This window comes from Mycobacterium interjectum (genome assembly GCF_900078675.2).
GTDB classification, from domain to species: Bacteria; Actinomycetota; Actinomycetes; order Mycobacteriales; family Mycobacteriaceae; genus Mycobacterium; species Mycobacterium interjectum.
Genome location: NZ_LT546236.1, coordinates 804,867 through 831,086, shown reverse-complemented (window position 1 = coordinate 831,086; position 26,220 = coordinate 804,867). Strand labels below are relative to the sequence as shown.

The following is a 26,220-nucleotide window of genomic DNA, read 5'->3' as shown; positions in this document are numbered from 1 at the left end:
AGATGGGAATAAGAGACAGCCGCCAGCCGCCCAGGCCCGGCAGCTTGGTGGCGTTCGTGACGACCCGCCAGGTCAGCGTGGACAGCGCGCGCGCGTAGACCTCGCCGGCGTTGCTCGGCTCGCCGGCGAAGACGAACCGGCCGCCGGGGCGCAGTACACGGACCACCTCGCGCAGCGACAGCTCGACGTCGGGGATGTGGTGCAGCACGGCGTGGCCCACCACCAGATCGAAGGTGTTGTCGTCGTACGGGATGCCCTCGGCGTCGGCGACGCGCCCGTCGATGTCCAGGCCGAGCGCCTGGCCGTTGCGGGTGGCGACCTTGACCATGCCGGGCGACAGGTCGGTGACCGACCCGCGCCGGGCGACCCCCGACTGGATCAGGTTGAGCAGGAAAAAGCCGGTCCCACAGCCCAATTCGAGGGCGCGGTCGTAGGGCAGCTCAGAAATGGCGTCTTCGGGCAGGATTGAATCGAAGCAGTCCCGCGCGTAGTCGATGCAGCGCTGATCGTAGGAGATCGACCACTTTTCGTCGTAGGTCTCGGCCTCCCAGTCGTGGTAGAGCACCTGGGCGAGCTTGCTGTCGTGCCGGGCGGCCTCCACCTGCTCAGCGGTGGCGTGCGGGTTGGGAACGGCGTCGGTCGAACTCGTCGTCATGCAGGGCAGCCTAATCGGCTGGGGGCGGCGGACCGAAAACGGCATTGATTCCCGCCTTGGCGGCGGCCAGCGCGTGCCGCGGCCCCTCCAGGAAGCGGCGCGCCCACGCCGCGGCGGCGTCGTAGACGTCATCGGGGGCCACCATCTCGTCGATCAGCCCCAGTGCCAGGGCCTCCCCGGCGTCGAAGAACCGCCCGCTGAACACCAGCTCCTTGGCCCTGCTCGCCCCGGCCACCCGGGCCAGCCGCGCCATTCCCCCGCCGCCCGGGGCACGGCGGGCCAGGATCTCGGTCGCGCCGAACTTCACGTTGTCGCCGCTGACCCGCCAGTCGGCGGCCAGCGCCAGCGTGAGGCCGGCGCCCAGCGCGTACCCGGTGATCGCGGCCACCGTCGGCTTCGGGATCGCCGCCACGGCGTCGACGGCCTGCCGGCGCACCCGGTCCGCGGCCTCGGCCTCCGGCGCGGTCAGCGTCTGTAGCTCCGGCATGTCGTCGCCCGCGGAGAAGATTTCGTGGCCGCCGAAGAGGATCACGGCGGCGACATCGTCACGGCGACCCAGCTCGTCGGCCGCGGAGACGATCTCGCGGTAGACCTGCCGGGTCATCGCGTTCGTGGGTGGCCGCGAGACGAGCAGCATGGCCAGGCCGGCGTCCCGCGTCCCGTCGCTGACCACGACGCTGACGAACTCCCTCAATGCCGCCACCCCATCCCGCCCGCCTCGCGGGCCCGGTGGTAGCGGTCGGAATCGAAGAACTCGAAAACCCAGTTGTCACCCTGGATTTCGAGGTGCGGCTGCACCGTGACGATCTGGCGCTCGACGGCCAGCACGTCGGCGACACTGCGACCGGCCAGCGAGTCCAGCTGGGTCCAGGTCGGCGGCAGCAGGAAGCACCGGCCGGCGGCGAAGTCGTCGATCGCGGCCTGCGGCGTGGTCCAGCCGGCGTGGTCGGACTCGGTGTTTCGCCCGTCGGCCCGCTGCCCCGCCGGCAGGGCCCCGACGAAGAAATACGTGTCATAGCGGCGGGTGCGCTCGGCCTCCGGGGTGACCCAGTTGGCCCAGGGCCGCAGCAGGTCGGAACGCAGTTCCAGGTTTTCACGGCGCAGGAAATCGGCGAACGACAGCGTCCCGTCGGCCAGCGCGCGGCGGGCATCGGCGTACACCGAGGCATCGCCGACGATACTGTTCGGTGCCGATTCGGCCTGGCCGGCCGGGCCCGCGAAGAGCACCCCCGACTCCTCGAACGTCTCCCGGGCGGCGGCACAGACCAGGGCCTCGGCCAGGTCGGCTTCGACGCCGAACCGCTGCGCCCACCACTGGGGCGACGGCCCGGCCCAGGCCCCCCGTCGTTCCAGGTCGGCGTTGCGGTCCCGGTCGTCGACGCCGCCGCCGGGAAACACCATCGTCCCCGCGGCGAACTCCATCCGGGCGTGCCGGCGCATCAGGAAGACCGCTATGCCGCCCGGGNATGGGTATAAGAGACAGGGCCTCCGGTGGGCTGCGCGGGTGCGGACGCGGCGGGCGAAGTACCGCCCGTCGGCGACGTCGAGGGCGATGGACTGGCCGAACGCGGCGGACAGGTTCTCGGCGGTCAGCACGTCGGGCAGCAGGCCGGCGGCGACCACCTTGGCCTCCGACAGCAGCATGCAGTGGCTGAAGCCGGGCGGAACCTCCTCCACGTGATGCGTGACCAGTACCAGCGCGGGCGCATCGGGGTCGGCCGCCAAATCGGCCAGCCGGGCCACCAACTCCTCCCGGCCGCCCAGGTCCAGGCCGGCCGCGGGCTCGTCGAGCAGCAGCAGTTCGGGGTCGGTCATCAAGGCGCGGGCGATCAGCACGCGCTTGCGCTCGCCCTCCGACAGCGTGCCGTAGGTGCGGTCCGCGAGGTGCTCGGCGCCAAGGCTTTCCAGCATGTCGATGGCCCGTTGATAGTCGACGTCCTCGTAGCGCTCCCGCCATCGACCCAGCACCGCGTAGCCCGCCGAGACGACGAGGTCGCGCACCAGTTCGTCGGTGGGGATCCGCTGCGCCAGGGCCGACGAACTCAGCCCGATCCGCGAACGCAACTCGGAAACGTCGACCCGCCCCAGCCGCTCGCCGAGGACGAACGCCACGCCCGACGACGGGTGCTCGCTGGCCGCGGCGATGCGCAGCAACGACGTCTTGCCGGCGCCGTTGGGCCCGATGATCACCCAGCGTTCGTCGAGTTCCACCGCCCAATCCAGCGGCCCGACCAGGACGCGTCCGCCGCGCTGCAGCGACACGTTCCTGAAGTCGATCAGCAGGTCGGGGTCGGCTGCCTCGCTGGTTTGGCTTCCGTTGTCGAGCACCCGACCATCGTGCCGTACCGCGCCCCCCGAAGACGTGGGGGGTCACCGACCCTCGCGGGTTAATCCGGCGGGATCTCCACCCGGCGCACCTGGCCGTCGACCGCGTCGGCGGCCTCGATCTCCCCGCGCGTCACGCCCAGCAGGAACAGGACGGTGTCCAGGTAGGGATGGCTCAACGACGCGTCGGCGACCTCCCGCAACGCCGGCTTGGCGTTGAACGCCACGCCCAGCCCCGCGGCGGCCAGCATGTCGATGTCGTTGGCGCCGTCGCCGACCGCGACGGTCTGCGCCATCGGCACCCCGGCCTGCTCCGCGAATTCCCGCAGCGCCGCCGCCTTGCCGGCCCGATCGACGATCGGCCCGACGACCCGGCCGGTCAGTTTCCCGTCGACGATCTCCAGCTCGTTGGCGGCGACGTAGTCCAGCATCAGCTCCTTGGCCAGCGGGTCGATGATCCGCCGGAACCCTCCGGAGACCACGCCGCAGTGAAAACCCAAGCGCCGCAACGTTCGTATGGTGGTCCGCGCGCCGGGCATCAGTTCCAGCTGCTCGGCGACCTCGTCGATCACGGTGGCCGGCAGGCCCTCCAGCGTCGCCACCCGCTGCTGCAGCGACTGCGCGAAATCCAGCTCGCCGCGCATCGCGGCCTCGGTGATCGCGGCGACCGCACCCTGGGCCCCCGCCCGGGCCGCCAGCATCTCGATGACCTCGCCCTGCACCAGCGTGGAATCGACGTCGAACACGACGAGCCTTTTGGCGCGCCGTTCCAGGCTGTACTCCTCGACCGCGACATCGACGCCCTCGTCGGCGGCCACCCGGGTCAGCGCGTTGCGCAGCGCGCCGTCGGCCAGCGGCGGCGCGGACACCCGCAGCTCCAGGCCGGTGACGGGATAGTCGGAGACGCCGCGGATGAGGTCGATGTTGACGCCGAGCGCCGCGAGTTCCCGGGCCACCGCGCCGAACGCCCGCGCCGTGATCGGCCGCCCGAGCACGAACACGGTGTGGGTCGACGGATCCCGGATGACCGGCACGTCGTCGCTGCGCTCGATGCTGACGTCCAGGCCCATCCCGCGGACGGCGGATTCGACGTCACCGCGCAAGACGCCGCCGTCGGCGACCCCCGGCGGACAGCACAGCAGCACCCCCAGCGTCAGGCGGCCACGGATCACCACCTGTTCGACATTGAGCAGCTCGACCCCGTGTCGCGACAGCACCTCGAAGAGCGCTGAGGTGACGCCCGGCTGATCCACGCCGGTGACGGTGATCAACACCGACACCTTGGCTGGAGAGTTCACTCCCTGCTGCCGCCGCTACTGCTCGGCAGTGGAGCGATCCGCTTCGGTCCGCGGCCCGAATCCCTTCGGCGACTCGAGCGCCGTGGCGTGGCGCCCCACGTGTGCCTCGGAACGCAGCCGTTCCACCATGTGCGGGTAATGCAACTCGAACGCCGGTCGCTCCGAACGGATCCGGGGCAGCTCGGTGAAGTTGTGGCGCGGCGGCGGGCAGCTGGTCGCCCACTCCAAGGAGTTGCCGTAGCCCCACGGGTCGTCGACGGTCACGACCTCGCCGTAGCGCCAGCTCTTGAAGACGTTCCAGACGAACGGGAACATCGAGGCGCCCAGGATGAAGGCGCCGACCGTCGAGACGATGTTGAGCGGCTGGAACCCGTCGGTGGCCAGGTAGTCGGCGTACCGACGCGGCATGCCCATGTCGCCCAACCAGTGCTGCACCAGGAACGTGGTGTGGAAGCCGATAAACGTCAGCCAGAAGTGCAACTTGCCCAGCCGCTCGTCCAGCAGCCGGCCGGTCATCTTTGGGAACCAGAAATAGATCCCGGCGAAGGTGGAGAACACGATCGTGCCGAACAGCACGTAGTGGAAGTGCGCGACCACGAAGTAGGTGTCGGTGACGTGGAAGTCCAGCGGCGGGCTGGCCAGCAGCACGCCGGTCAGGCCGCCCAGCAGGAAGGTGACCGCGAAGCCCACCGAGAACAGCATCGGCGTCTCAAAGGTCAACTGGCCCTTCCACATCGTGCCGATCCAGTTGAAGAACTTGATCCCGGTGGGCACCGCGATCAAATACGTCATGAACGAAAAGAACGGCAGCAGAACGGCTCCGGTGGCGAACATGTGGTGTGCCCACACCGCGACCGACAGCGCGGCGATCGACAGCGTCGCGTAGACCAGGGTGGTGTAACCGAAGATCGGCTTGCGGGAGAACACCGGGAAGATCTCCGAGACGATCCCGAAGAACGGCAGCGCGATGATGTACACCTCGGGGTGACCGAAGAACCAGAACAGGTGCTGCCACAACAGGACCCCGCCGTTGGCCGGGTCGTAGACGTGCGCCCCCAGGTGCCGGTCGGCGGCCAGGCCGAACAGCGCCGCGGTCAGCAAGGGGAACGCGATCAGCACCAGGATCGACGTCACCAGGATGTTCCAGGTGAAGATCGGCATCCGGAACATCGTCATGCCGGGCGCGCGCATGCAGACCACGGTGGTGATCATGTTGACCGCGCCCAGGATGGTGCCCAGACCCGCGACGATCAGCCCCATGATCCACAAGTCCCCCCCGGGGCCGGGCGAGTGGACGGCGTCGCTCAGCGGCGTGTAGGCGGTCCAGCCGAAGTCGGCGGCCCCGCCCGGCGTGATGAAGCCGGCGGCCCCCATGGTGGCGCCGAACAAGAACAGCCAGAACGAGAAGGCGTTGAGCCGCGGGAAGGCGACGTCGGGCGCGCCGATCTGCAGCGGCAGCACCAGGTTGGCGAAGCCGAACACGATCGGGGTGGCATAGAACAGCAGCATGATCGTGCCGTGCATGGTGAACAGCTGGTTGAACTGTTCATTCGACAGGAACTGCAGTCCCGGCGCCGCCAGCTCGGTGCGCATCAGCAGCGCCAGCAGCCCACCCAGGAAGAAGAAGATGAAGCAGGCGACGCAGTACATGATGCCGATCATCTTGTGATCGGTCGTGGTGATCAGCTTGTAGACAAGGTTCCCTTTGGGACCGGTCCGGGCCGGGTACGGACGGACGGCCTCGAGTTCTCCCAGCGGGGGGGCTTCGGCTGTCAACAGCTCCTCCAAAACATCGTCGGACAGGGCCCGAACCCAGTATTGACTCCGAATCTTAGCCCCCTTGGAACTCCCCGTCAGGGGCAGTCCTACAAACTGTCGTAAATGGCGCCGAAGTCGCCGAATGTTAGCGTGAAACGCGTGCTGGGGAGGCNGGTCGCGGTCCCCGCCGAGCCGCGGCGCATCGTGGTGCTCTCCGGGGACCAGCTCGACGCCCTGTGCGCGCTCGGCCTGCAATCGCGGGTGGTCGCCGCCGCGCTGCCGGACGGCGCGTCGGGGCAGCCCGCCTACCTGGGCAGCGCGGTGCACGGCCTGCCCGGCGTCGGGACCCGCAGCAACCCCGACCTGGCTGGCATCGCCGCGGCCCACCCCGACCTGATCCTGGGCTCGGAGGGGTTGACCCCCAAGCTGTACCCGCAGCTCGCCGCGATCGCGCCCACGGTGTTCACGGCGGCGCCCGGCGCGGCCTGGCAGGACAACGTGCGCGGCGTGGGGGCGGCCACCGCACGCACCGCCGCGACCGACGCGCTGATCAAGGGCTTTATCCAGCGGGCCACCCAGATCGGCAGCAGCCACGACGCGTCCCATTTCCAGGCGTCGATCGTGCAGCTGACCACCGGCGCCATCCGGGTCTACGGGGCCAGCAACTTCCCGGCGAGCGTGCTCGGCGCGGTCGGGGTGGATCGCCCGGCCGCCCAGCGGTTCACCGACAAGGCCTACATCGAGATTCCCGCCACCGACGCCGATCTCGCCAAAAACCCGGACCTGTCGGCCGCCGACGCCGACGTGGTCTACGTGTCGTGCGCCACCCCGGCCGCCGCCGACCGCGCCGCCGCCGTGCTGGACAGCAACCCGTGGCGCAGGCTGTCCGCCAATCGCGACAATCGGGTGTACGTCGTCAACGACGAGGTGTGGCAAACCGGCGAGGGCCTGATCGCGGCCCGCGGCGTCGTCGACGACCTGCGCCTGGTCAACGCGCCGATAAACTAGCCGCCCGAGGGGGCAAGTGGCCCGAGAATATTACCTTAGCTAAACTTCTCTAGGACGCATCGAGATCAAAGAGGGATATTCCATGAGCACAGTTTCGGCGTACGCCGCCACCTCGGCGACCGAACCGCTGACGAAGACCACCATCACCCGCCGCGAGCCCGGCCCGCGCGACGTCGCGATCGACATCAAGTTCGCCGGGATCTGCCACTCCGACATCCACACCGCCAAAGGCGAATGGGGCACGCCGAATTACCCCGTGGTGGTGGGCCACGAGATCGCCGGCGTCGTGTCCGCGGTCGGCCCCCAGGTCACCAAGTACAAGCTGGGCGACCACGTCGGCGTGGGCTGCATGGTCAACTCCTGCGGCGAATGCAGCAGCTGTAAGGCCGGGCTCGAGCAGTACTGCAAGCCGGGTGCGACCTTCACCTACAACTCCACCGACAAGGACGGCACGCCGACGCAGGGCGGCTACAGCCAGGCGATCGTCGTCGACGAAAACTTCGTTCTGCGCATCCCGGACTCGCTGCCGCTGGACAAGGCGGCGCCGCTGCTGTGCGCCGGCATCACGCTGTTTTCCCCGCTGCGGCACTGGAAGGCCGGGCCCGACACGCGGCTGGCGATCATCGGCCTGGGCGGCCTGGGGCACATGGGCGTGAAGCTGGGCGCCGCGATGGGCGCGCCGGTGACGGTGCTGTCGCAGTCGCTGAAGAAGATGGAGGACGGGCTGCGGCTGGGCGCCAGCAACTACTATGCGACGGCCGACCCGGACACCTTCAAGAAGCTGCGCGGCAGCTTCGACCTGATCCTCAACACCGTCTCGGCGAACCTGAAGCTCGACGACTATGTGGGCCTGCTCGACGTCGACGGCACGCTCGTCGAGCTGGGCATCCCCGAGCACCCCATGCAGGTGCACGCTTTCCCGCTGGCCCTGGCGCGGCGCAGCCTGTCCGGGTCCAACATCGGCGGGATCGCCGAGACGCAGGAGATGCTGGACTTCTGCGCCGAGCACGGCGTGACACCGGAGATCGAGGTCATCGAGCCCGACTACATCAACGAGGCCTACGAGCGGGTCCTTGCCAGCGACGTGCGCTACCGCTTCGTGATCGACATCTCCAAGCTATGACGGGGCTTTCGAGACGCCTTGGCACGCAACCTCTTCGGCGGCCTCGGCATGGTCGTCGCCCGGACAGACTTCGCTGACGTCGATGCCGGCCAACGGCCAGCCGGCGGCGGCCAGGGTGGCCGCCACCCGGATGATGTCCTCCCGGCCGGGGTCGCGGTGGGTGGTCTGTGCGATGAACTCTTCGATCTCGTCGCGGCCGACGGTGCCGTCGCCCTCGGCCTTGTGCTTGCTGATGATGTTGTGCACCACTTCTTCGAGCTGATCCTGGGTCAGCGGTGTGCTCTTGAGCAGGGCGAACAACGCCACCTGGTCCGGCCCGGGGACGCCCTGGGGGTACCCGACGTCCAGCCAACGGATCACCGACTTGAGAAACTTGGCGTGCTTGTGCGAAGCGTGGGTTGAAGTCACGTCATAAGTCTCACGTCGGCGCACTCGCGCGGCGTCGCGGCGGACCCACAATTCATGCGCCGTTCATCGAGGGCTTAGAAGTCCCAGTCCTCGTCCTCGGTGACGACGGCCTTGCCGATCACGTACGACGAGCCGGAGCCGGAGAAGAAGTCGTGGTTCTCGTCGGCGTTGGGTGACAGCGCCGACAGGATCGCCGGGTTGACGTCGGTCTCGTCGCGCGGGAACAGCGCCTCGTAGCCCAGGTTCATCAGCGCCTTGTTGGCGTTGTAGCGCAGGAACTTCTTGACGTCCTCGGTCAGCCCGACCTCGTCGTAGAGATCCTGGGTGTATTCCACCTCGTTGTCGTAGAGCTCGAAGAGCAGCTCGTAGGTGTAGTCCTTGAGCTCGGCGCGCTTGGCGTCGTCGACCAGCGCCAGGCCCCGCTGGAACTTGTAGCCGATGTAGTAGCCGTGCACGGCCTCGTCGCGGATGATGAGCCGGATCATGTCGGCGGTGTTGGTGAGCTTGGCCCGGCTCGACCAGTACATCGGCAGATAGAACCCGGAGTAGAACAGGAAGCTCTCCAGCAGCGTGGAGGCCACCTTGCGCTTCAGCGGTTCGTCGCCGCGGTAGTACTGCATGACGATCTCGGCCTTGCGCTGCAGGTTGGGGTTTTCCTCCGACCAGCGGAAGGCGTCGTCGATCTCGGCCGTCGAGCACAGCGTGGAAAAGATCGAGCTGTAGCTCTTGGCGTGCACCGACTCCATGAACGCGATGTTGGTGTAGACGGCCTCTTCGTGCGGGGTCAGCGCGTCGGGAATCAGGCTGACCGCCCCGACCGTGCCCTGGATGGTGTCCAGCAGCGTCAGCCCGGTGAACACCCGCATCGTCAGCTGCTTCTCGCCGGCGGTCAGCGTTCCCCACGACGGGAGGTCGTTGGACACCGGCACCTTTTCGGGCAGCCAGAAATTGCCCGTCAGCCGGTCCCAGACCTCGGCGTCCTTGTCGTCTTGCAGCCGGTTCCAGTTGATCGCCGAAACGCGGTCAATCAGCTTCATGTTCTCGGTCACCAGAACCCCACTTCACACGCCGTTTTGCCTGCGGTATTCAGACTTCAGACACTACCCCTGGGGTACGACATGGCGGCGGAACACAACAAGTTGTGTTTGCCGTGTCGCGGCCGGTGCCCTTCCCCGAGCGTGCACTCACGGCGAAAATCCGGCGAATATTCCGCCCTCAGAACACGCTCGGCGCGTCCGACAGCGCCGCCTCAATCCAGCCCGGCCTTACGCAACGTGTCGGTGAGGCCGTCTTCCAGCGCTCTCAGCGCCATGTCGGTCAGCCGACTCAGCTCGTCGGTGTCCTGCACGCCCTTGGCCATCCACGTTTCCAGCGCGACGAACACCGCGGTGGCCAGGCTGTGCGCCGCGATGTCGGCGATCATTTCGCCGTCGGCGGTGGGTGACGACCGCCGCCTGATGAAGCGCTGGATCTCGGCGGCGAGCTGATCGCGAAGCCGCCGAATGTGGCCGGTGATGATGTCCTGGTCGAAGTCGCGCGACCGGATCGTAGCGGCGTCGCGGACCATCGCGAAATCAAAGGGGAAGGCGTCCACGGCCTTTCGCACCGACTGGGTGATGGGTTCGCCGTGCGGGCGCAGCGCCAGGGCGCGGGCGAACCATTCGAACCCGATGTCGTAGTCGGCGAAGAGCACCGCGTGCTTGGACAGGAAGTGCCGGTAGAAGGTCCGCTCGGTGACCCCGACGTCGGCGGCGATGTCGGCGACGCTGGTCTGGTGCACGCCGTTGGCGACGAAGCGGCGCATCGCCGCCCGGTGCAGCGCCCGGCGCGTGCGCGCTCCACGGGTTTCCACGATCCTCAGCATGCCCGAAATGTCACTATTGACGCAACAATGTCAGTTATGACATTGTGCCGGTCGAGCGGGGATTGACTCCCCGAGGATCGGAGGCGGATCGGCATGGCGGACTACGACGCGATCATCATCGGAGCGGGTCACAACGGCCTGGTCGCCGCGAACGTACTGGCCAAGGGCGGCGCGAAAGTTCTTGTCCTGGAAAGGGCCAACTTCCTCGGCGGGATGGCCGCCACCCGCGAACTCTTCGACGGATACAAGCACAGCGTCGGCGCGTGGGCGGTGCTGATCTGGCGCCAGGAGATGACCGAACGCCTGGAGCTCACCAAGTGGGGCTTCGAGCTGATGGATCAGTGGACATCCACGTGCACGTTCGGCGACGCCGCCGACACCCCGTTCGTGATGTACAACGACCTGGAACGCATGGCGCGGCATCTGCTCGACGACCACGGCGCCGACACCGCGGCGGCCCTCGGCGGCCTCTTCGCCCACATCGGCCGATTCGCACCGTATTTCGTCGACTCGGCGTTCGGGCCCCCGCTGGACATCATCGAGGTGATCGCCTCCCAGCCCACACCCGAAGACCGCCACGATTTCGCCCAGATGTGGTACGGCAGCACGATGGACACCGTCCGGCGCTTCCTGGCGCCCGACCAGGCCCGCTGCATCCAGGGTTCGCTGGCGGCGATGTCCATCGACGCCTTCGACGGCGGACCCTGGACCCCGGGCTCGAATGCCTCGACGCTGTATCACTACCTGATCGGCGGCGGCAACGTCGAATACATCATGCCCCGCGGCGGCATCGGCGCCCTGAGCGCCGCGCTGTGCCGCCGCGCCCAAGCGTTGGGCGCCGAGGTGCAGCTGAAGCAGCACGTGAAGCAGGTCCTGGTCACCGACGGGCGCGCCACCGGCGTCCAACTTCGCGACGGCACAACGATTTCGGCCGACGCCGTGCTCTCGTCGCTCGACCCCTACACCACCTTTGTGAATCTGGCCGGCGCGCAGAACTTTCCGCCCGACTACATCCGCAAGATCAAGGAAATCAACTTCAACCTCGGGTACATCCAGGCCCACCTGACCATTGACCAAGCGCCGCAATGGATCGAGCGGCTGCAGCCCTACATGCACGACAACGGGAAATGGTGTCCCACCGTCGCCTACGCGCCGTCGCCGGAGTACATCAGCGACGCGTGGGAGCAATACCGCAAGGGCCAGCTTCCCGACGCCCCGCCCACCTATCTGTACATTCCCAGCATGGTCGACTCGTCGCTGGCGCCCGAAGGCAAGCACAGCGCAACGATTTTCACGCCCTACTTCCCCACCGGCCTGGACGCCGACGAAAACCGCAGCTGGAAGGAGCAATACGCCGACACCTGCGTGCGCATCTTCGACACGTTCGCGCCCGGGTTCGCCGATTCCGTCACCAACCGCGTCGTGTTCTCCAACCGCTACTTCGGCAGCACCTTCAGCGCACACGCCGGCGACTACTCCCACGGCCTGCTGCAGCCCAACCAGCTGTGGACGGGCCGCGTTGTCGAGGGCGCCGACAAATTCGCCACGCCGGTCGACGGGCTCTTCCTGTGCGGCCAGTGCACCCACCCCGGCCCGGGGGTGACCGGCATCCCCGGCTGGAACGGCGCCGAGGCTGCCCTCACGCACCTCAACGCCCGTGTCGCCTAGGGCCTAGGCAGAACCGGCCGTTTTATGTACCATTTGGTACATGTTTAATCAGGACAGCATCGAGATTGACGCGCCGCCGCAGCTCGTGTGGGACGTTTTCAGCGACGTCGAGCGCTGGCCCGAGTGGACCGCGTCGGTGACGTCGCTGACCGGGCAGGACGGATCCACGCTGGCCGTCGGCAGGCGATTCGCAATCAAGCAACCCGGCCTGCAGAAGCTGATCTGGACGGTCGCCGACATTGATCCCGGCACCTCCTGGACGTGGGCGTGCCGCTCGCCCGGCGTGCTGGTGACCGCCCGCCACTACGTCACCGCCCTGCCCGGCGGACGCACCCTCGTGCGCCAGGAACTCGATCAACGGGGCGTCCTCGGCGGGCTCGTCGGGAAATTGACGGTCAAGCGGACCAAGCGCTTCCTCGCGATGGAGGCCCAAGGCCTCAAGGCCCGGTCTGAGCAACTCAGCCGCGCCGATGGCCCGCACGCCTGACACCGAGCGGCGCCGCGAACTACTGGATGCGCTGTTCGATGAGTTCGCCGCGAACGGCATCGGCAACCGGTCGCTCCGCGACGTCGCCGCCGCGGTCGGCACCAGCCATCGGATGCTGTTGCACCACTTCGGTTCTCGAGAAGACCTGCTGATCGCGATCGTCGAGGAGGCCGAGCGCCGCCAGATGGCCCTCGTCCCCGGCTTGCCGGAGGATCCGGCCGACGGATTCGCCGCGATGTGGGCCGACCTGCGCCGGCCCGAACTGCGCCAGCTCGAACGCCTCTTCTTCGAGTGTTATTCGCGCGCGGCCCAGGGCGAAAAGCCGTTCACGCGAATGGTTCCCGGCGCCGTCGATGGCTGGCTTCGCGAGGTCGAGTCGGCCGCCGCCGATGTTGCCTACGACGGCGCGATGGCCAGGCTCGGGCTGGCCGTCACCCGCGGCCTGCTACTGGACCTGGTGGCCACCGATGACGACGCCGGCGTGGACGCCGCCGCAGGCGCTTTCATCCGGCTGCTACGCGGGCACGGCCCGACGTCGTAGGGGCTCAGCCGGTGGTGTAGACGATCAGCACGTCGGTGCGGGCCCTGCGGGAGACTTCGGAGGGGACCGATCCCAGCAGCCGCCCGGCGACGCTGCTGAGCCCGACGTTGCCGACGACGAGCAGGTCGGCACAGATCTCCTCGGCGAGCTGCACGAGCGCGTTGATGGGGGCACCGACGATCGGCTTCTCCTCGACGTTCCTGGCCCCGGCTTGGTGCGCCCGCTCCCTGGCGTTCTGCAGGATCGCGTAGAAAGGCGCCTCGCCCACGGTCCGGTAGTCCTTACCGTGGTCGCTGCCCGGCGGGATGGCGTAGCGGCCCTTTTCCACGGGGACGGGAGGATGCGCGGTCGCAATGATCAATGTCGCGCCGTGCTCCGCGGCGATCGCGGCCGCGCGATCCACCGCTCGCAGCGACGAATCCGAGCCATCGGTGCCGACCACGACGGTCTGATAGGCGCTCATTTCCCTCCCAGTGTAAATCCCGGCGCGCCGGCTTAGGGAGCCTGAACTCGGTTTATGCCTGCCCGGCGGCGCTTAGATCCTTGCGACCGCGCGCGCTGCCCACCCCGAAGAACCGGTACTCCTCGGGCTTGACCCCTCGCGTCGCCCGCCAGTACTGCCACGTGTAGCCGCCCCACAGCACGGTGTTCTTGCCGTGCTCGTCCAAATACCAGCTGCTGCAGCCGCCGCTGTTCCACACCGAGTGCGAAAGCTTCTCTTGCAGTTCGTCGTTGAAGCGGTCCTGCGCCTCGCGGGTGGGCGCGAGCGCCTGCGCGCCCATCTTGTCGCAGGTCTTGATCGCGTCGGCGACGTAGTGGATCTGCGATTCGATCATGAACACCACCGAGTTGTGCCCCAGCCCGGTGTTGGGTCCCAGCAGGAAGAACAGGTTGGGCACGTCGGCCACGGTGATGCCGCGATGCGCGCCGATGCCCTCGCGGTTCCAGCGGTCGACCAGGTCCTCCCCGTGCCGGCCCTTGATCTGGACGTAGGTGTAGGAGTCGGTGACGTGGAAGCCGGTGGCGTAGACGATCACGTCCGCCTTACGCTCCCGGCCGTCGGCGGTCACGATCCCGTCGGGCGTGATGCGGCTGATGGGATCGGTGATCAGTTGGGTCTTGGGGTCCGCGACCGCACCGTAATAGGTGGAGGAGTTCAGGATTCGCTTGCACCCGATGCGGTAATGCGGCGTCAGCTTGCGGCGCAGCTCGCGGTCCTTCACCGAGCGGCGAATGTTGTATTTGCAGTAGGCCTCGATGAACTTCAGCGCGTTCGGCCGCTTGGTCATGCCGAAGGCCAGCGCCTCCTGGGCCCAGTAGATCCCCAGACGCGTCAGGGCGCGCAGCCCGGGGACGTTCTCCATGGCCCGGCGCAGCGCCGGCGGGAGGTCCGGGTTGGAGCGCGGCACCACCCACGGCGGGGTGCGCTGGTAGAGCTGCAACTCGGCGACCTGACCGACGATCTCGGGCACGATCTGGATCGCGCTGGCGCCGGTGCCGATGATCGCCACGCGCTTGCCGGTCAGGTCGACGTTGTGGTCCCACTCCGCGGAATGGAAAGCCGGACCGGCGAATTCGTCGCGACCCTCGATGTCGGGGAACGCCGGGATGTGCAGCGCGCCCGCGCCGGAAATCAGGAACTGCGCGACGTATTCGCGGCCGTCGGCGGTGAACACGTGCCACCGATTCTCGTCGTCGTCCCAGTGGCCGCGATCCACCAGGGAGTTGAACACGATGTAGCGGCGCAACCCGTACTTGTCGGTGACGCCCTGCAGGTAGTCCCAGATCTCGGGCTGGTAGGAGAACGGGTTGCGCCAGTCCGGCTTGGGTTCGAACGAAAACGAGTACAGGTGGGACGGGATGTCGCAGGCGCAGCCGGGGTAGCTGTTATCTCGCCAGGTGCCCCCGATGTCGCCGGCCTTCTCCAGAACGACGAAGTCCACGCCCTGCTTTTGCAGTGCGATCGCCATGCCGAGACCGGAGAAGCCGGTCCCGATGATCAGGGCGCGGGTATGCACCGGTTCGCGCGTCGCAGTCGGCTCGACATGTGTCATGGCATCGGTCACGGTGGATCGGTCTTCCTGTTAGCTCCCGCAAATACCCAGTACCCAGGGTATCGGATGGCACGAGTGTCGACGATCCCCGGACCGATGTCAACGTGCCGAAAGTCCTCAGCTCGCGGCGGGGTTGCTGGGCACGACGCTGTGGATCGGCTGGTCAGGGTCCAGCGAGATGCCGAGCGCCTCGGCCGTGCCGACGAGGACCCCCATCATGATCGTCGTCAGGTGGGCGACGAATTGCTCGCGCGGCATCCGCCGCGGGCTGTCGGCGTCGGGGCCCAACCACCAGTCGGTGGCCGAGGCGGCCGAGCCGAACGCGGCGTGCCCGGCCAGCTCGATCGCCGCGTGGTCCAGCTCCATCTCCCGCAGCTCGTTGTCGAACATGTCGGCCACGGCCAGGGTGATGCCGCGGCCCTCGTCGAGGATCTGCGGGCTGGCCGCCGACCGGCCCTGAATGAAGACCCGCAGCACATTCGGGTGCTTGTCGACCAGGACGACGTACTCCTCGACGGCCCGGTGGATCACCTCGCGCGCCGAGTCGGTCTTCAGGTCGATCGACGGGAAGATCGCCCCCCACAACATGTCGCGCAGGCGCTCCCCGATCGCCCGGAACAGGTCGGACTTGTCGTGGAAGTGCCGGTAGATCTTGGGCTTGGCGGTGCCGGCCTCCTCGGCGATCTCCCGCACGCTCAGGTCGGGCCCCAGCCGGTCGATGGCGCGAAACGCCGCCTCGACGATTTCGCCGCGCACCTTCTTGCGGTGTTCGCGCCACCGTTCGCTGCGCGCGTCGACCTTGACCCCGGGCTTCACGCTGGGGTGCGGCGGTCGGGGAATTCTCACCACATCAAGCACCATACCGCGTAGCACCCGCTGACCTGGGCAGACTGGCTCCGCCACGGCAGGCTGCACGGTCGGCGAGAGCTCGACCCGCCTACAGCATGCAGGAGACGCAGCCCTCGACCTCGGTGCCCTCCAGCGCCATCTGCCGCAAGCGGATGTAGTACAGCGTCTTGATTCCCTTGCGCCAGGCGTAGATCTGCGCCTTGTTCACGTCGCGGGTGGTGGCGGTGTCCTTGAAGAACAGCGTCAGGCTCAACCCCTGGTCCACGTGCTGGGTGGCCGCGGCGTAGGTGTCGATGATCTTCTCGTAACCGATCTCGTAGGCGTCCTGGTAGTACTCCAGGTTGTCGTTGGTCATGTAGGGCGCCGGGTAGTAGACCCGCCCGATCTTGCCCTCCTTGCGGATCTCGACCTTCGACACGATGGGGTGAATCGACGACGTCGAGTGGTTGATGTAGGAGATCGACCCGGTCGGCGGCACCGCCTGCAGGTTCTGGTTGTAGATGCCGTTGGCCTGGACCGACTCCTTCAGCCGCTTCCAATCGTCCTGCGTCGGGATGCGGATGTCCGCGTCCGCGAACAGCCGACGCACCTTCTCGGTCGCGGGCTCCCAGACCTGCTCGGTGTACTTGTCGAAGAACTCCCCCGAGGCGTACTTGGAGCGCTCGAACCCCTTGAAGTGGGTGCCGCGTTCGATCGCGATGCGGTTCGAGGCCCGCAGGGCGTGATACAGCACCGTGTAGAAGTAGATGTTGGTGAAGTCGACGCCTTCCTCGGACCCGTAGAAGATGCCCTCGCGCGCCAGGTAGCCGTGCAGGTTCATCTGCCCCAGCCCGATCGCGTGGGAATCGTTGTTGCCCTGCTCGATTGACGGCACCGACGTGATGTGGGTCTGGTCGCTCACCGCGGTCAGCGCGCGGATGGCCACCTCGATCGTCTGGGCGAAGTCCGGCGAGTCCATCGCCTTGGCGATGTTCAGCGAACCGAGGTTGCACGAAATGTCCTTGCCCACCTTGGCATAGGACAGGTCCTCGTTGAACAGCGACGGCGTGGACACCTGCAGGATCTCCGAGCACAGGTTCGAATGCGTGATCTTGCCCTCGATGGGATTGGCCCGGTTCACCGTGTCCTCGTACATGATGTACGGATAGCCGGACTCGAACTGCAGCTCCGCCAGCGTCTGGAAGAATTCCCGCGCCTTGATCTTCGTCTTGCGGATGCGCGCGTCGTCGACCATCTCGTAGTACTTCTCGGTGACCGAGATGTCGGCGAACGGCAGCCCGTAGACCCGTTCGACGTCGTACGGCGAGAACAGGTACATGTCCTCGTTGCGCTTGGCCAGCTCGAAGGTGATGTCGGGGATCACCACGCCCAGGCTCAGCGTCTTGATCCGGATCTTCTCGTCGGCGTTCTCCCGCTTGGTGTCCAGGAAGCGGTAGATGTCGGGGTGATGGGCGTGCAGATACACCGCGCCCGCCCCCTGGCGCGCCCCCAGCTGATTGGCGTAGGAGAACGAATCCTCGAGCAGCTTCATGATGGGGATGACGCCGGAGGACTGGTTCTCGATGTTCTTGATCGGCGCGCCGTGCTCGCGAATGTTGCTCAGCAGCAACGCGACTCCCCCGCCGCGCTTGGACAGCTGCAGCGCGGAGTTGATCGATCGCCCGATCGACTCCATGTTGTCCTCGATGCGCAGCAAAAAGCAGCTCACCGGCTCGCCGCGCTGCTTCTTGCCGGAGTTCAGAAACGTCGGGGTGGCCGGTTGGAACCGCCCGTCGATGATCTCGTCGACCAGCTTCTCGGCCAGGCCGGTGTCGCCGGACGCCAGGGTCAGCGCGACCATGACGACCCGGTCCTCGAAGCGCTCCAGGTAGCGCTTCCCGTCGAACGTCTTCAGCGTGTAGGAGGTGTAGTACTTGAACGCGCCGAGAAACGTCGGGAACCGGAACTTCTTGGCGTAGGCGCGGTCCAGCAGCTCCTTGACGAAGTTGCGCGAGTACTGGTCGAGAACCTCACGCTCGTAATAGTTCTCACGAATCAGGTAGTCGAGCTTCTCGTCCTGGTTGTGGAAGAACACCGTGTTCTGGTTGACGTGCTCGAGGAAGTACTGACGTGCGGCCAGAACGTCTTTGTCGAACTGAATCCTGCCGTCCTTGTCGTACAGGTTCAGCATCGCGTTCAGAGCGTGGTAGTCCGTCTCGTCGGACGACGCATGCGTGCCGGCGGCTACAGGCTCTGCAGTGACGGTTGGTGGCACGTCTGTTCCTTCCAGAATTCGGCGAGACCGGCGCGGACGGCATCCACGTCGTCCGGGGTCCCCATCAGTTCGAAGCGGTAGAGGTAGGGGACGTCGCACTTGCGGGAGATGACGTTGCCCGCGTAGGCGAATTCGGCCCCGAAGTTGTTGTTGCCCGCCGCGATGACGCCACGGATCAACGACCGGTTGTGCTCGTTGTTCAAAAAAGCGATGACCTGCTTGGGGACGTAGCCCCCGCGCTCCATGTCAGCGAGGCCCGGGTTGCGAAGGCCGCCGCCGTAGGTCGGCAGGATCAGGACGTACGGCTCATCGACCTCGATGCGCCCGTGCAGCGGTATCCGCGTGGCGGGAACACCCAGCTTCTGCACGAAGCGGTGAGTGTTCTCCGACACGGAGGAGAAATAGACCAGGTTGCGCGCTTGCACCGCAACCTCCTTACCTGACGTTCTGCCTACGCGCTGAGCGCCGACCCGGCGAGGGCCTTGATGCGATCCGGCCGGAAGCCCGACCAGTGGTCGTTGCCCGCCACCACCACGGGTGCCTGCAGGTACCCCAGCGCCATCACGTAGTCCCGCGACTCCGCGTCCAGCGTGATGTCCACCTTCTGATAAGCGATGCCCTGCTTGTCCAGGGCCTTGAAGGTCGCGCTGCACTGCACGCACGCCGGCTTGGTGTACACGGTGATGCTCATGGATGCCGCTCCTTTGCGGAAGGTGGGGACGTGTTACGGACTGGCAACTACTGGGGTACTGCAACAAACTCTGTCTTCGCTGTGTTCGGCGGCCCGTCAGGGCCCCACCTTCCCGTCGTGCGGCGGTCCGCGTCGGAGCAGCTTGCTTCGACATCTTCGAGCCGATTCGGGGAGGTCCCCCAAGCCCGGCCAGCCTGGGGATCCTGGGATCTGCCGGTGCTCGAAACACTACACCTAGTGGCCGACAAGTTGTCCAGATACAAGATGTTCGGAATAACAATTTTGAAATTCGCTGGTCGTAAGGCCTCCGCCCGGGACACGCCCGGCGTGTCGCAGGTCACAATGCGATCAGGGAGTTCCACGCGCACCGGTATATCACCGGCCACCGACAGCGCCGGCACGATCGCGATCCCGCGGCCGCGGCCACCGGGCGGCCAGCAAAGCCGCCAGCGCGAGCTGGCGGCTTTGGCTATCCGGTTACCGAAATGCTGCTGGTGGCCGGCGGACGGCTTGTTCGTTGTCGCTAAATTCAGCCCACTTCGGCGGCGAGCTTGCCGACGACGTCGCGCACGTTCGCCGTCAGCTCGGGGTGTTCGGCGGGCGTCCTGCCGTCGAGGGTTTTGAACGGCACCGAGAGTTTGATCGAGTCGACCACCCGGGCGCCCGCGATCCCGAACGANAGCGGCGACCCGGCCGAACCGCGCAAGGTGGTCACCTGCGCCTCGTACGAGGCCCGGGAGTTCGGCGTGCACGCGGGCATGCCGTTGCGCACGGCCGCGCGCCGCTGCCCGCCAAACTCGGGGGCCACCTTCCTCCCGTCCGATCCGGCCGCCTACGACGCCGCGTCCGCCGAGGTGATGGGCCTGCTGCGCGACCTGGGCCACCCGGTCGAGGTGTGGGGCTGGGACGAGGCCTACCTGGGCGTGTCAGGCGAAGACCCCACCGAGGTCGCCGAGCAGATCCGGACGGTCATCGCGTCGGAAACCGGGCTGTCGTGCTCGGTCGGCATCAGCGACAACAAGCAGCGGGCCAAGGTCGCCACCGGCTTCGCGAAACCGGCCGGCGTCTTTGCGCTCACCGACGCGAACTGGATGACGGTGATGGCGGACCGCCCGGTCGACGCGTTGTGGGGCGTCGGGCCGAAGAAAGCGAAAAAGCTTGCGGCCCTTGGCATCACCACCGTGCGGGAGCTTGCGCATGCCGACGCGGAGGCGCTGACGGCCGCGTTCGGCCCGCGCACCGGCCTGTGGCTGTTGCTGCTGGCCAAGGGCGGTGGCGACACCGACGTCAGCGCCGAGCCATGGGTCCCGCGCTCCCGCAGCCACGTCGTCACCTTTCCCCGCGACCTCACCGATCGCACCGAAATGGACGCCGCGGTAACGGCATTGGCGCGCCACGCCCTGGACGACGTGCGCGCGGCGGGGCGGATCGTCACCCGCGTCGCCGTCACCGTGCGGACCGCCACGTTCTACACCCGCACCAAGATTCGCAAGCTCGAAGCGCCCACCACCGACCCGCAGACCATCACCGACGCCGCCCTGCGCGTCCTGGACCTCTTCGAGCTGGACCGCCCGATTCGGCTACTCGGGGTGCGACTCGAGCTGGCGATGCCCGGCTAGCGGAGCCGGGCTGGGCTTCAGCGCACGCGTGAAGATCACGTTGACCTGACGCATCGCGACGCTGTAGGGCCACCACGCCAGCCGCTTGAACGCGTACAGCGCGCGGATGTCCGGCGACGTGTAGATGAGGTACCGGTTCTTTGCGACGCCGGCCAGGATCTTCTCGGCCGCCCGTTCCGGCGACACCGCGTGACCGCTGAAGCGGTCCACCCAGCGCGCGACACCGGGGTCCTCGCGGTCGACGCCGGCGATCTCGACCGTGTCCACCAACGGCGTCTTCACCGCGCCCGGCACCACGACCGACACCCCGATGCGGTGGCGCGCCAAGTCGAACCGCAGCACCTCGGACAGGCCGCGCAGGCCGAACTTGCTCGCGCTGTAGGCGGCGTGCCACGGCAACGCGACCAGCCCGGCCGCCGACGACACGTTGACCAGGTGCCCGCCGCGCCCGGCCGCCACCATCGGCGGAACGAACGTCTCGATGACGTGGATCGGACCCATCAGGTTGATCGCGATCATCGTGCTCCACTGCTGGTGGGTCAGGCGGTCGACGGTGCCCCACGCCGACACGCCGGCGACGTTCAGCACCACGTCCATGCTCGGATGCCCCGCGTGGACGTCGGCGGCCAACGCCGCCACCTGGCCGTAGTCGGAGATGTCGAGCGCGCGGTGGACGGGCACCGCCGCGCCGAGCGCCCGGGCGTCGGCCACCGTCGACTCGAGGCCGTCGGCGTTGCGGTCGGTCAGGTACAACTCGGCGCCGTCGGCGGCCAGCCGCAGGGCCGTCGCGCGCCCGATGCCGCTGGCCGCGCCCGTGACCAGACACCGCTTGCCCGTGAAATATCCCCCCGAAGGCCTGCTCGCCATGGCCGTGACCCTACCGCCTTACGCCTGAGCCCCGCCCCAGAGCGAATGCAGCCACAGCTGCTCGAGCACGCGGACCCGGCGCTCCACGTCGTCCTCGGGACCAACCAGGATGGAGTCGCCCGTCAGCATCAGCGAGGTGGTGCCCGCCAGGGTGCGCACCAGGGTGGGGATGTCGTCGCTGATCGGGTTGGCGGTGCCGGCCTTCATCTCGGCGTCGACGACCGCCGCGATCTGGCGGAGCACCACCTCGAACTGCCGCTCGAGAATGTCGCGAATCTCGATGTCGGTGTAGCGGGCCACGTTGCAGGCCGTCATCACCGGGTCGTTGTGCGCGTACACCGCGGCGGCGCTGCGGACCATCCGCTTGGCGAACTGCTCCGGCGACTCGCCCGGCTGACGGGGCGCGAAGTACTGGGTGAGCTCCTCGAGCTCCTCGGTCGCGTCGGCCACGATCTGGGCCAGCACCGAGTACTTGGAGTCGAAATAGAAGTAGAAGCCGGATCGGGCCACGCCGGCCCGCTCGCTGATAGTGCTGACCGACAGCTCCGCAAACGGCTTTTCCTCGAGCAGGTCGCGCACCGCCTGCATGATCGCCTGCCGGTGCTTGTCGCCCCGCCGGCGCACGCCCGGTTCGCCCGGCCCCGGATTGGCGGCACTGCTCACCCCCCGACCTTGCACCACGCCGTCGGAAAAGCAAACTTGACAGCCGTCAAGTTTTTCCCGAAGGATGGGAATCAGTGACCGCTGTCACCCGTCCCCCGGGCCTGCACAGGAGCGCAAAGGAGCCTCAATGGCCGCCACCATCAGCACCCCGCACTACCTGCTCGACCAGGCGCGGCGCCGGTTTACACCGTCGATCAACAACTTTCCCGGCATGGGGTTGGTCGAACGCAGGTTGCTGAACACGCAATTCCCGGAGCGCAAACTCGCCGAGCCGCCGCCGGGCAGCGGGCTCAAGGCGGCCGTCGGCGACGCGGGCCTGCCGGTCATCGGCCATATCATCGAGATGCTGCGTGGCGGACCGGACTATCTGCTGCACATGTACCAGACCAAGGGGCCCGTGATCTTCGGGGACTCGCCCGTGCTTCCGGGCATCGCCGCGCTGGGCCCGGACGCCGCCCAGGTCATCTACTCCAACCGCAACAAGGACTACTCGCAGCAGGGCTGGGTGCCGGTGATCGGGCCGTTCTTCCACCGCGGCCTGATGCTGCTGGACTTCGAAGAGCACCTGTTTCACCGGCGGATCATGCAGGAGGCGTTCGTCCGGTCCCGCCTGGTCAGCTACGTCGAGCAGATGGACCAGGTGGTGTCCCAGACGATCGCCAACGACTGGGTGGCCAATGACGCGCGCTTTTTGCTCTACCCGGCGATGAAGGAGCTGACGCTCGACATCGCGTCGATGGTGTTCATGGGGCACGAGCCGGGCACCGACCACGAACTGGTGACCAAGGTCAACAAGGCGTTTGCGATCACCACGCGAGCGGGCAACGCGATCATCCGCACGCCCGTGCCGCCGTTCACCTGGTGGCGCGGTCTCAAGGCGCGCGAGCTCCTGGAGAACTACTTCCGCGAGCGGGTCAAGGAACAGCGCGCGAACCCCGGCACCGACCTGTTGTCCGTGTTGTGTCAGACCGAGGACGAGGACGGCAACAAGTTCTCCGACGAGGACATCGTCAACCACATGATCTTTTTGATGATGGCCGCGCACGACACGTCGACGTCGACGGTCACCACGATGGCCTACAACCTGGCCGCGCACCCACAGTGGCAGCAGCGCTGCCGCGAGGAATCCGACCGGCTCGGCGCCGGGCCGCTCGACATCGACTCGCTCGAGAAGCTGGAGTCACTCGACCTGGTGATGAACGAGTCGATCCGGCTGGTGACGCCGGTGCAGTGGGCCATGCGCCAGACGGTCCGCGACACCGACCTGCTGGGCTACTACATTCCGAAGGGCACCAACGTCATCGCCTACCCCGGCATGAACCACCGGCTGCCCGAATTGTGGACGGACCCACTGAAATTCGACCCGGAGCGGTTCACCGAGCCGCGCAACGAGCACAAGCGGCACCGCTACGCGTTCACACCGTTCGGCGGCGGCGCGCACAAGTGCATCGGAATGGTGTTCGGGCAGCTGGAAATCAAGACGATCCTGCACCGTCTGCTGCGCAGGTATCGGCTCGAGTTGCCCCGCGCGGGATACAAGGCCGAGTGGGACTACGGCGGCATGCCGGTGCCCAAGGACGGCATGCCGATCATGCTGCGACCGATCTAGCCGGCCGCACCCTGCCCGGCCGCCAGTCGGTTGGCGCACGCGATCACCGCGCGCAGCGCGGCCTGCGTCGGGTCCTCCGAGAGGCCCATCGCCCATTCGGCGCGAATCCCGTTGCTGCCGTGGATGAACGTCGTGGTGATGCCGCCCGAGCGCAGCTGGTGAAATCTCAACGTTTCCACCGTGATCGCGCGCTCGTGCAGCATCGCGGTGAGCGCGGCGATCGGACCGCTGGCGGCGGCCGTGGAGGTTCTGAGCTGATCGCCGACGGCGATCGTCGCCCGATAGTTACGGGCTTGCGGGCCGAGCCGCCCCGCCGGCCGCTCGGCGTCGGTGCAGGCGAAGTGGCCCAGCCGGACCGGGCCCGCACTGTGACCGTAGGTGGCGACGAAGGCCTCCCAGGACATGGCGCCGGCCTCCTCCCGAAGACCGCGCGGCAACTCGGCGCCGAAGTGGTGGCCGAACCACGCGGCCGCCGGGCACTCGCGCGCCGATGAGGTACGGGATGGGGACACAGACATGATTTCGGTCTTCTCTGGCAAGAGGGGTGACCGACGGTAGTAGCTTCCGACCCACAGCGGGGGGTCGGTCTGGGATCAGACCCCGCTGCGGGTGCTGGCTACTACGGCACGCTGAAGAAGACGCACGAGCGCGACGATAGACGCCGGCGTGCCGGCAACGCAAATTCATTTCGCGCGGCCGAATACGCCCGTGCCGGACATGCGCTTTCGCGGCCGAGCACAACGATGCTCGTGCCGTCGTTTCACCCCCAAGCCAAAAGCTATCGGCGCCGCTGTGACAGCGATAACATCTGATGGCGGTGGTGTCCGCGAATCACGGGCTTCCAGCAAATGAAAGGCGGCACGGATGAACGCGAAGAAAACTGACGAGAAAATTCGCCCGATTCGGGTGCTCGCCGCGGTATTGGCCGCACTATTCGCCGCGTTGGCCGCGGGCTGCGCGACGCACAACCCCGGCACGTTCATACCGCCACCAGCTACCCTGCCGGCCCCGGACCGGTAACCACGCGGCCAACACCAATTGAAAGCCCATTGACCGCCCATCCCGATTACCCGAATCGGCGCGCAAACCGGGGCGACGGCGATAGCATCTGACGGCAGTGGGCTCAGCAAACCAAACTGCGCCTACTGGTAAATGAAAGGCACGGTCGTGAGCGCGAAAAGCAAAAGCAGGGCCCGAATAGCCGTGGCGGCGGCGTTGATCGCCACGTTCGCCGTGTCGGCGACGGGGTGCGCGGCGTCGTTACGCCCGGTCCCGCTGCCCCGCGGCGGCGGGACGGTCACCACTCAATAGCCACGGCGAGGTCAGCCGTTCGGCCCCGGCGACTGGTCGAACCGAAGATAGGCCTGGATCGTCGTCCCGGAAGACGTGGTGTGTGTGCGCACCAGGTCCGATATCGCGTTGACCAGGTACAGGCCGCGACTGGCGGGCCCGCTCGGGCCCGGGTCCAGGCGCNCGGTGGTGGTGGTGCGCACCAGGTCCGATATCGCGTTCACCAGGTACGGGCCCCGACTGGCGGGCCCGCTCGGGCCCGGGTCCAGGCGCCCGGCCAGCGGGTCGTCGAACCGTCCGGTGTCGCGCGCCTCGCAGACCAGATGCTCGTCTTGGCGCCAGAAGGCCAGCCGGCAGGCGCCGCCGCTATACATCAGGCTGTTGGTGGCCAGCTCCGTCGCGATCAGTTGCAGATCGTCGATCCCGTCCTTGGACATGCCCACCCAGCCCGCGTAGTTGACGGCGAACGACCGGGCCGGACTGAGGTCCGCCGACTTCGTGACGGTATACGTGACGGCCCCCGGGTGGGCGGCTAGCGGCCGGTTGCAGCGCCGCAGGGCGTCATCGGGCGCGTACTCGGGGCTGCGCTGCAGCGCACCGCGGCGCCACAGGAAGGGGTGTGTCGCACCGGCGTCCGCCAGCAGCTGGTCATCGAGCCGGCTCGCGTCGTAGAGGCACAACTTCGTCACCGGGTAGCCGTCGAGCGCGTCGTTGACCAGCGCCTCGTGCTCTACGCAGGCGACGAACTCGTCGTCGCTGCGCCCCGGCCAGGCCAGCTGGCTCACGATCCGCACCCGCCGGTCGGGATGTTCGTCGACGAAGCAACCCTCCGTGGCCATGAACCGGCTCGGGTTGCGGCCGACCTCGGCGATGTCGGCCATGCGCAATTCGGCCGTGAATCCGCCGACCGAGCCCGACAAGGCGTCGTGCACGAGGGCCAGCGCGTCGTCGGGCACCGCCACCAGAACCGCCTCGTCGGCGGCCAGACCGTCGAGCACGAAGCGAACCACGGATTCGAGATAGTCCTGCTGCGAACGGAATAGGAGCGCGGAATGGACGAAAGCCGAGCGGCCGGCTTCCGTGCCCTTCAATCCCCCCCACATTCCAGCGCTACCGCTGTCGATCACTACGCCAACCCCCTGCTGGACCGGCCGTCTACATTCCCCCTCCCCATACCCGATAAGGACCC

At 67.4% G+C, this 26,220-nt stretch carries 22 protein-coding genes and 6 pseudogenes; 8 read left to right on the top strand and 20 right to left on the bottom strand.

The features are described from left to right. The 6 genes and pseudogenes from BN4348_RS34050 to ctaD all read right to left on the bottom strand — a co-directional run. The coding region (locus BN4348_RS34050; RefSeq protein ID WP_066909164.1) for a class I SAM-dependent methyltransferase at positions 1-655 on the bottom strand (655 nt) is incomplete at its 3' end. 22 nt (positions 656-677) lie between these two features. Beyond that, positions 678-1,349 (bottom strand): annotated as a pseudogene (locus BN4348_RS34045) (enoyl-CoA hydratase); the annotation flags it as partial. Continuing rightward, positions 1,346-2,113, bottom strand: a pseudogene (locus BN4348_RS34040) (NUDIX hydrolase); the annotation flags it as partial. The pseudogenes BN4348_RS34045 and BN4348_RS34040, both read right to left, overlap by 4 nt. A 27-nt stretch (positions 2,114-2,140) precedes the next feature. Further along, positions 2,141-2,983: pseudogene (locus BN4348_RS34035) on the bottom strand (ABC transporter ATP-binding protein); the annotation flags it as partial. A gap of 59 nt (positions 2,984-3,042) precedes the next feature. Further along, the gene (serB, locus tag BN4348_RS34030; protein ID WP_066909161.1) at positions 3,043-4,278 is read right to left on the bottom strand and encodes a phosphoserine phosphatase SerB; all 1,236 of its coding nucleotides are present in this window, start codon (positions 4,276-4,278) and stop codon (positions 3,043-3,045) included. Between the two features lie 15 nt (positions 4,279-4,293). Further along, positions 4,294-6,054: an aa3-type cytochrome oxidase subunit I gene (gene ctaD, locus BN4348_RS34025; RefSeq protein WP_066909178.1), complete on the bottom strand. Its 1,761-nt coding sequence runs from the start codon at positions 6,052-6,054 to the stop codon at positions 4,294-4,296. 156 nt (positions 6,055-6,210) lie between these two features. On the opposite strand from ctaD, the pseudogene BN4348_RS34020 reads away from it, so the two are divergent. Both BN4348_RS34020 and BN4348_RS34015 read left to right on the top strand, forming a co-directional pair. Further along, positions 6,211-7,044 (top strand): annotated as a pseudogene (locus BN4348_RS34020) (iron-siderophore ABC transporter substrate-binding protein); the annotation flags it as partial. Between the two features lie 82 nt (positions 7,045-7,126). Continuing rightward, entirely contained in the window at positions 7,127-8,167 is a 1,041-nt protein-coding gene (locus BN4348_RS34015; RefSeq protein WP_066909155.1) for an NAD(P)-dependent alcohol dehydrogenase, read from the top strand. On the opposite strand, the gene BN4348_RS34010 is transcribed toward BN4348_RS34015, so the two are convergent. The 3 genes from BN4348_RS34010 to BN4348_RS34000 all read right to left on the bottom strand — a co-directional run bounded on the left by BN4348_RS34010 (position 8,162) and on the right by BN4348_RS34000 (position 10,427). Further along, the gene (locus BN4348_RS34010) at positions 8,162-8,575 is read right to left on the bottom strand and encodes a DUF3349 domain-containing protein (RefSeq protein WP_066909152.1); all 414 of its coding nucleotides are present in this window, start codon (positions 8,573-8,575) and stop codon (positions 8,162-8,164) included. The two genes, BN4348_RS34015 and BN4348_RS34010, sit on opposite strands and share 6 nt — an antisense overlap. 74 nt (positions 8,576-8,649) lie before the next feature. Further along, positions 8,650-9,624 carry a class 1b ribonucleoside-diphosphate reductase subunit beta gene (gene nrdF, locus BN4348_RS34005; protein WP_211145652.1) on the bottom strand — a complete coding sequence of 325 codons (975 nt, stop codon included), beginning with the start codon at positions 9,622-9,624 and terminating at the stop codon, positions 8,650-8,652. 200 nt (positions 9,625-9,824) lie between these two features. Next, positions 9,825-10,427: a TetR/AcrR family transcriptional regulator gene (locus BN4348_RS34000; RefSeq protein WP_160040293.1), complete on the bottom strand. Its 603-nt coding sequence runs from the start codon at positions 10,425-10,427 to the stop codon at positions 9,825-9,827. 105 nt (positions 10,428-10,532) lie between these two features. Between BN4348_RS34000 and BN4348_RS33995 the strand changes: the two genes are divergently transcribed. Genes BN4348_RS33995 through BN4348_RS33985 form a run of 3 tightly spaced genes read left to right on the top strand, consistent with a single transcriptional unit; the run spans position 10,533 to position 13,135 of the window. Continuing rightward, positions 10,533-12,107: a phytoene desaturase family protein gene (locus BN4348_RS33995; protein ID WP_066909146.1), complete on the top strand. Its 1,575-nt coding sequence runs from the start codon at positions 10,533-10,535 to the stop codon at positions 12,105-12,107. A 40-nt stretch (positions 12,108-12,147) separates the two neighbouring features. Then, positions 12,148-12,594: an SRPBCC family protein gene (locus tag BN4348_RS33990; RefSeq protein ID WP_066909143.1), complete on the top strand. Its 447-nt coding sequence runs from the start codon at positions 12,148-12,150 to the stop codon at positions 12,592-12,594. After that, complete coding sequence (locus BN4348_RS33985) at positions 12,578-13,135, top strand: TetR/AcrR family transcriptional regulator (RefSeq protein ID WP_066909140.1); 558 nt, start codon at positions 12,578-12,580, stop codon at positions 13,133-13,135. The genes BN4348_RS33990 and BN4348_RS33985 overlap by 17 nt, the downstream gene beginning before the upstream one ends. 4 nt (positions 13,136-13,139) lie before the next feature. Here BN4348_RS33985 and BN4348_RS33980 read toward each other — a convergent pair whose 3' ends face one another. The 7 genes and pseudogenes from BN4348_RS33980 to BN4348_RS33950 form a co-directional block, all read right to left on the bottom strand. Then, positions 13,140-13,598, bottom strand: coding sequence for a universal stress protein (locus tag BN4348_RS33980; RefSeq protein ID WP_066909137.1), 459 nt, complete (start codon positions 13,596-13,598; stop codon positions 13,140-13,142). Between the two features lie 52 nt (positions 13,599-13,650). Continuing rightward, positions 13,651-15,189, bottom strand: coding sequence for a flavin-containing monooxygenase (locus BN4348_RS33975; RefSeq protein WP_096866068.1), 1,539 nt, complete (start codon positions 15,187-15,189; stop codon positions 13,651-13,653). 117 nt (positions 15,190-15,306) lie between these two features. Continuing rightward, positions 15,307-16,038 (bottom strand): TetR/AcrR family transcriptional regulator, encoded by a 732-nt coding sequence (locus tag BN4348_RS33970; protein WP_096866100.1) that lies wholly within the window; start codon positions 16,036-16,038, stop codon positions 15,307-15,309. Positions 16,039-16,126: 88 nt separating this feature from the next. Next, complete coding sequence (gene nrdE / locus BN4348_RS33965) at positions 16,127-18,292, bottom strand: class 1b ribonucleoside-diphosphate reductase subunit alpha (protein ID WP_084453956.1); 2,166 nt, start codon at positions 18,290-18,292, stop codon at positions 16,127-16,129. Continuing rightward, positions 18,262-18,717 carry a class Ib ribonucleoside-diphosphate reductase assembly flavoprotein NrdI gene (gene nrdI, locus BN4348_RS33960; RefSeq protein ID WP_066909128.1) on the bottom strand — a complete coding sequence of 152 codons (456 nt, stop codon included), beginning with the start codon at positions 18,715-18,717 and terminating at the stop codon, positions 18,262-18,264. The genes nrdE and nrdI overlap by 31 nt, the downstream gene beginning before the upstream one ends. A gap of 26 nt (positions 18,718-18,743) precedes the next feature. Next, entirely contained in the window at positions 18,744-18,983 is a 240-nt protein-coding gene (locus BN4348_RS33955) for a redoxin NrdH (protein ID WP_066909125.1), read from the bottom strand. 529 nt (positions 18,984-19,512) lie between these two features. Beyond that, positions 19,513-19,665 (bottom strand): annotated as a pseudogene (locus BN4348_RS33950) (FMN reductase); the annotation flags it as partial. On the opposite strand from BN4348_RS33950, the pseudogene BN4348_RS33945 reads away from it, so the two are divergent. After that, positions 19,661-20,602, top strand: a pseudogene (locus BN4348_RS33945) (DNA polymerase IV); the annotation flags it as partial. The pseudogenes BN4348_RS33950 and BN4348_RS33945 overlap by 5 nt on opposite strands. On the opposite strand, the gene BN4348_RS33940 reads toward BN4348_RS33945, so the two are convergent. Continuing rightward, positions 20,564-21,469 carry an SDR family oxidoreductase gene (locus BN4348_RS33940; RefSeq protein WP_066909119.1) on the bottom strand — a complete coding sequence of 302 codons (906 nt, stop codon included), beginning with the start codon at positions 21,467-21,469 and terminating at the stop codon, positions 20,564-20,566. The pseudogene BN4348_RS33945 and the gene BN4348_RS33940 overlap by 39 nt on opposite strands. Before the next feature lie 18 nt (positions 21,470-21,487). Continuing rightward, positions 21,488-22,057, bottom strand: coding sequence for a TetR/AcrR family transcriptional regulator (locus BN4348_RS33935; RefSeq protein WP_084453958.1), 570 nt, complete (start codon positions 22,055-22,057; stop codon positions 21,488-21,490). Positions 22,058-22,259: 202 nt separating this feature from the next. On the opposite strand from BN4348_RS33935, the gene BN4348_RS33930 reads away from it, so the two are divergent. Continuing rightward, positions 22,260-23,741 carry a cytochrome P450 gene (locus tag BN4348_RS33930; protein ID WP_066909113.1) on the top strand — a complete coding sequence of 494 codons (1,482 nt, stop codon included), beginning with the start codon at positions 22,260-22,262 and terminating at the stop codon, positions 23,739-23,741. Here BN4348_RS33930 and BN4348_RS33925 read toward each other — a convergent pair. After that, positions 23,738-24,259 (bottom strand): 2-isopropylmalate synthase, encoded by a 522-nt coding sequence (locus tag BN4348_RS33925; protein ID WP_066909169.1) that lies wholly within the window; start codon positions 24,257-24,259, stop codon positions 23,738-23,740. The two genes, BN4348_RS33930 and BN4348_RS33925, sit on opposite strands and share 4 nt — an antisense overlap. A 346-nt stretch (positions 24,260-24,605) precedes the next feature. On the opposite strand from BN4348_RS33925, the gene BN4348_RS59885 reads away from it, so the two are divergent. Beyond that, positions 24,606-24,761, top strand: a complete 156-nt coding sequence (locus BN4348_RS59885) for a hypothetical protein (protein WP_160040290.1) — start codon at positions 24,606-24,608, stop codon at positions 24,759-24,761. A 302-nt stretch (positions 24,762-25,063) separates the two neighbouring features. Here BN4348_RS59885 and BN4348_RS33920 read toward each other — a convergent pair whose 3' ends face one another. Beyond that, positions 25,064-26,158, bottom strand: coding sequence for an anti-sigma factor RsbA family regulatory protein (locus tag BN4348_RS33920; RefSeq protein WP_066909110.1), 1,095 nt, complete (start codon positions 26,156-26,158; stop codon positions 25,064-25,066). Between the last annotated feature and the right edge of the window lie 62 nt (positions 26,159-26,220).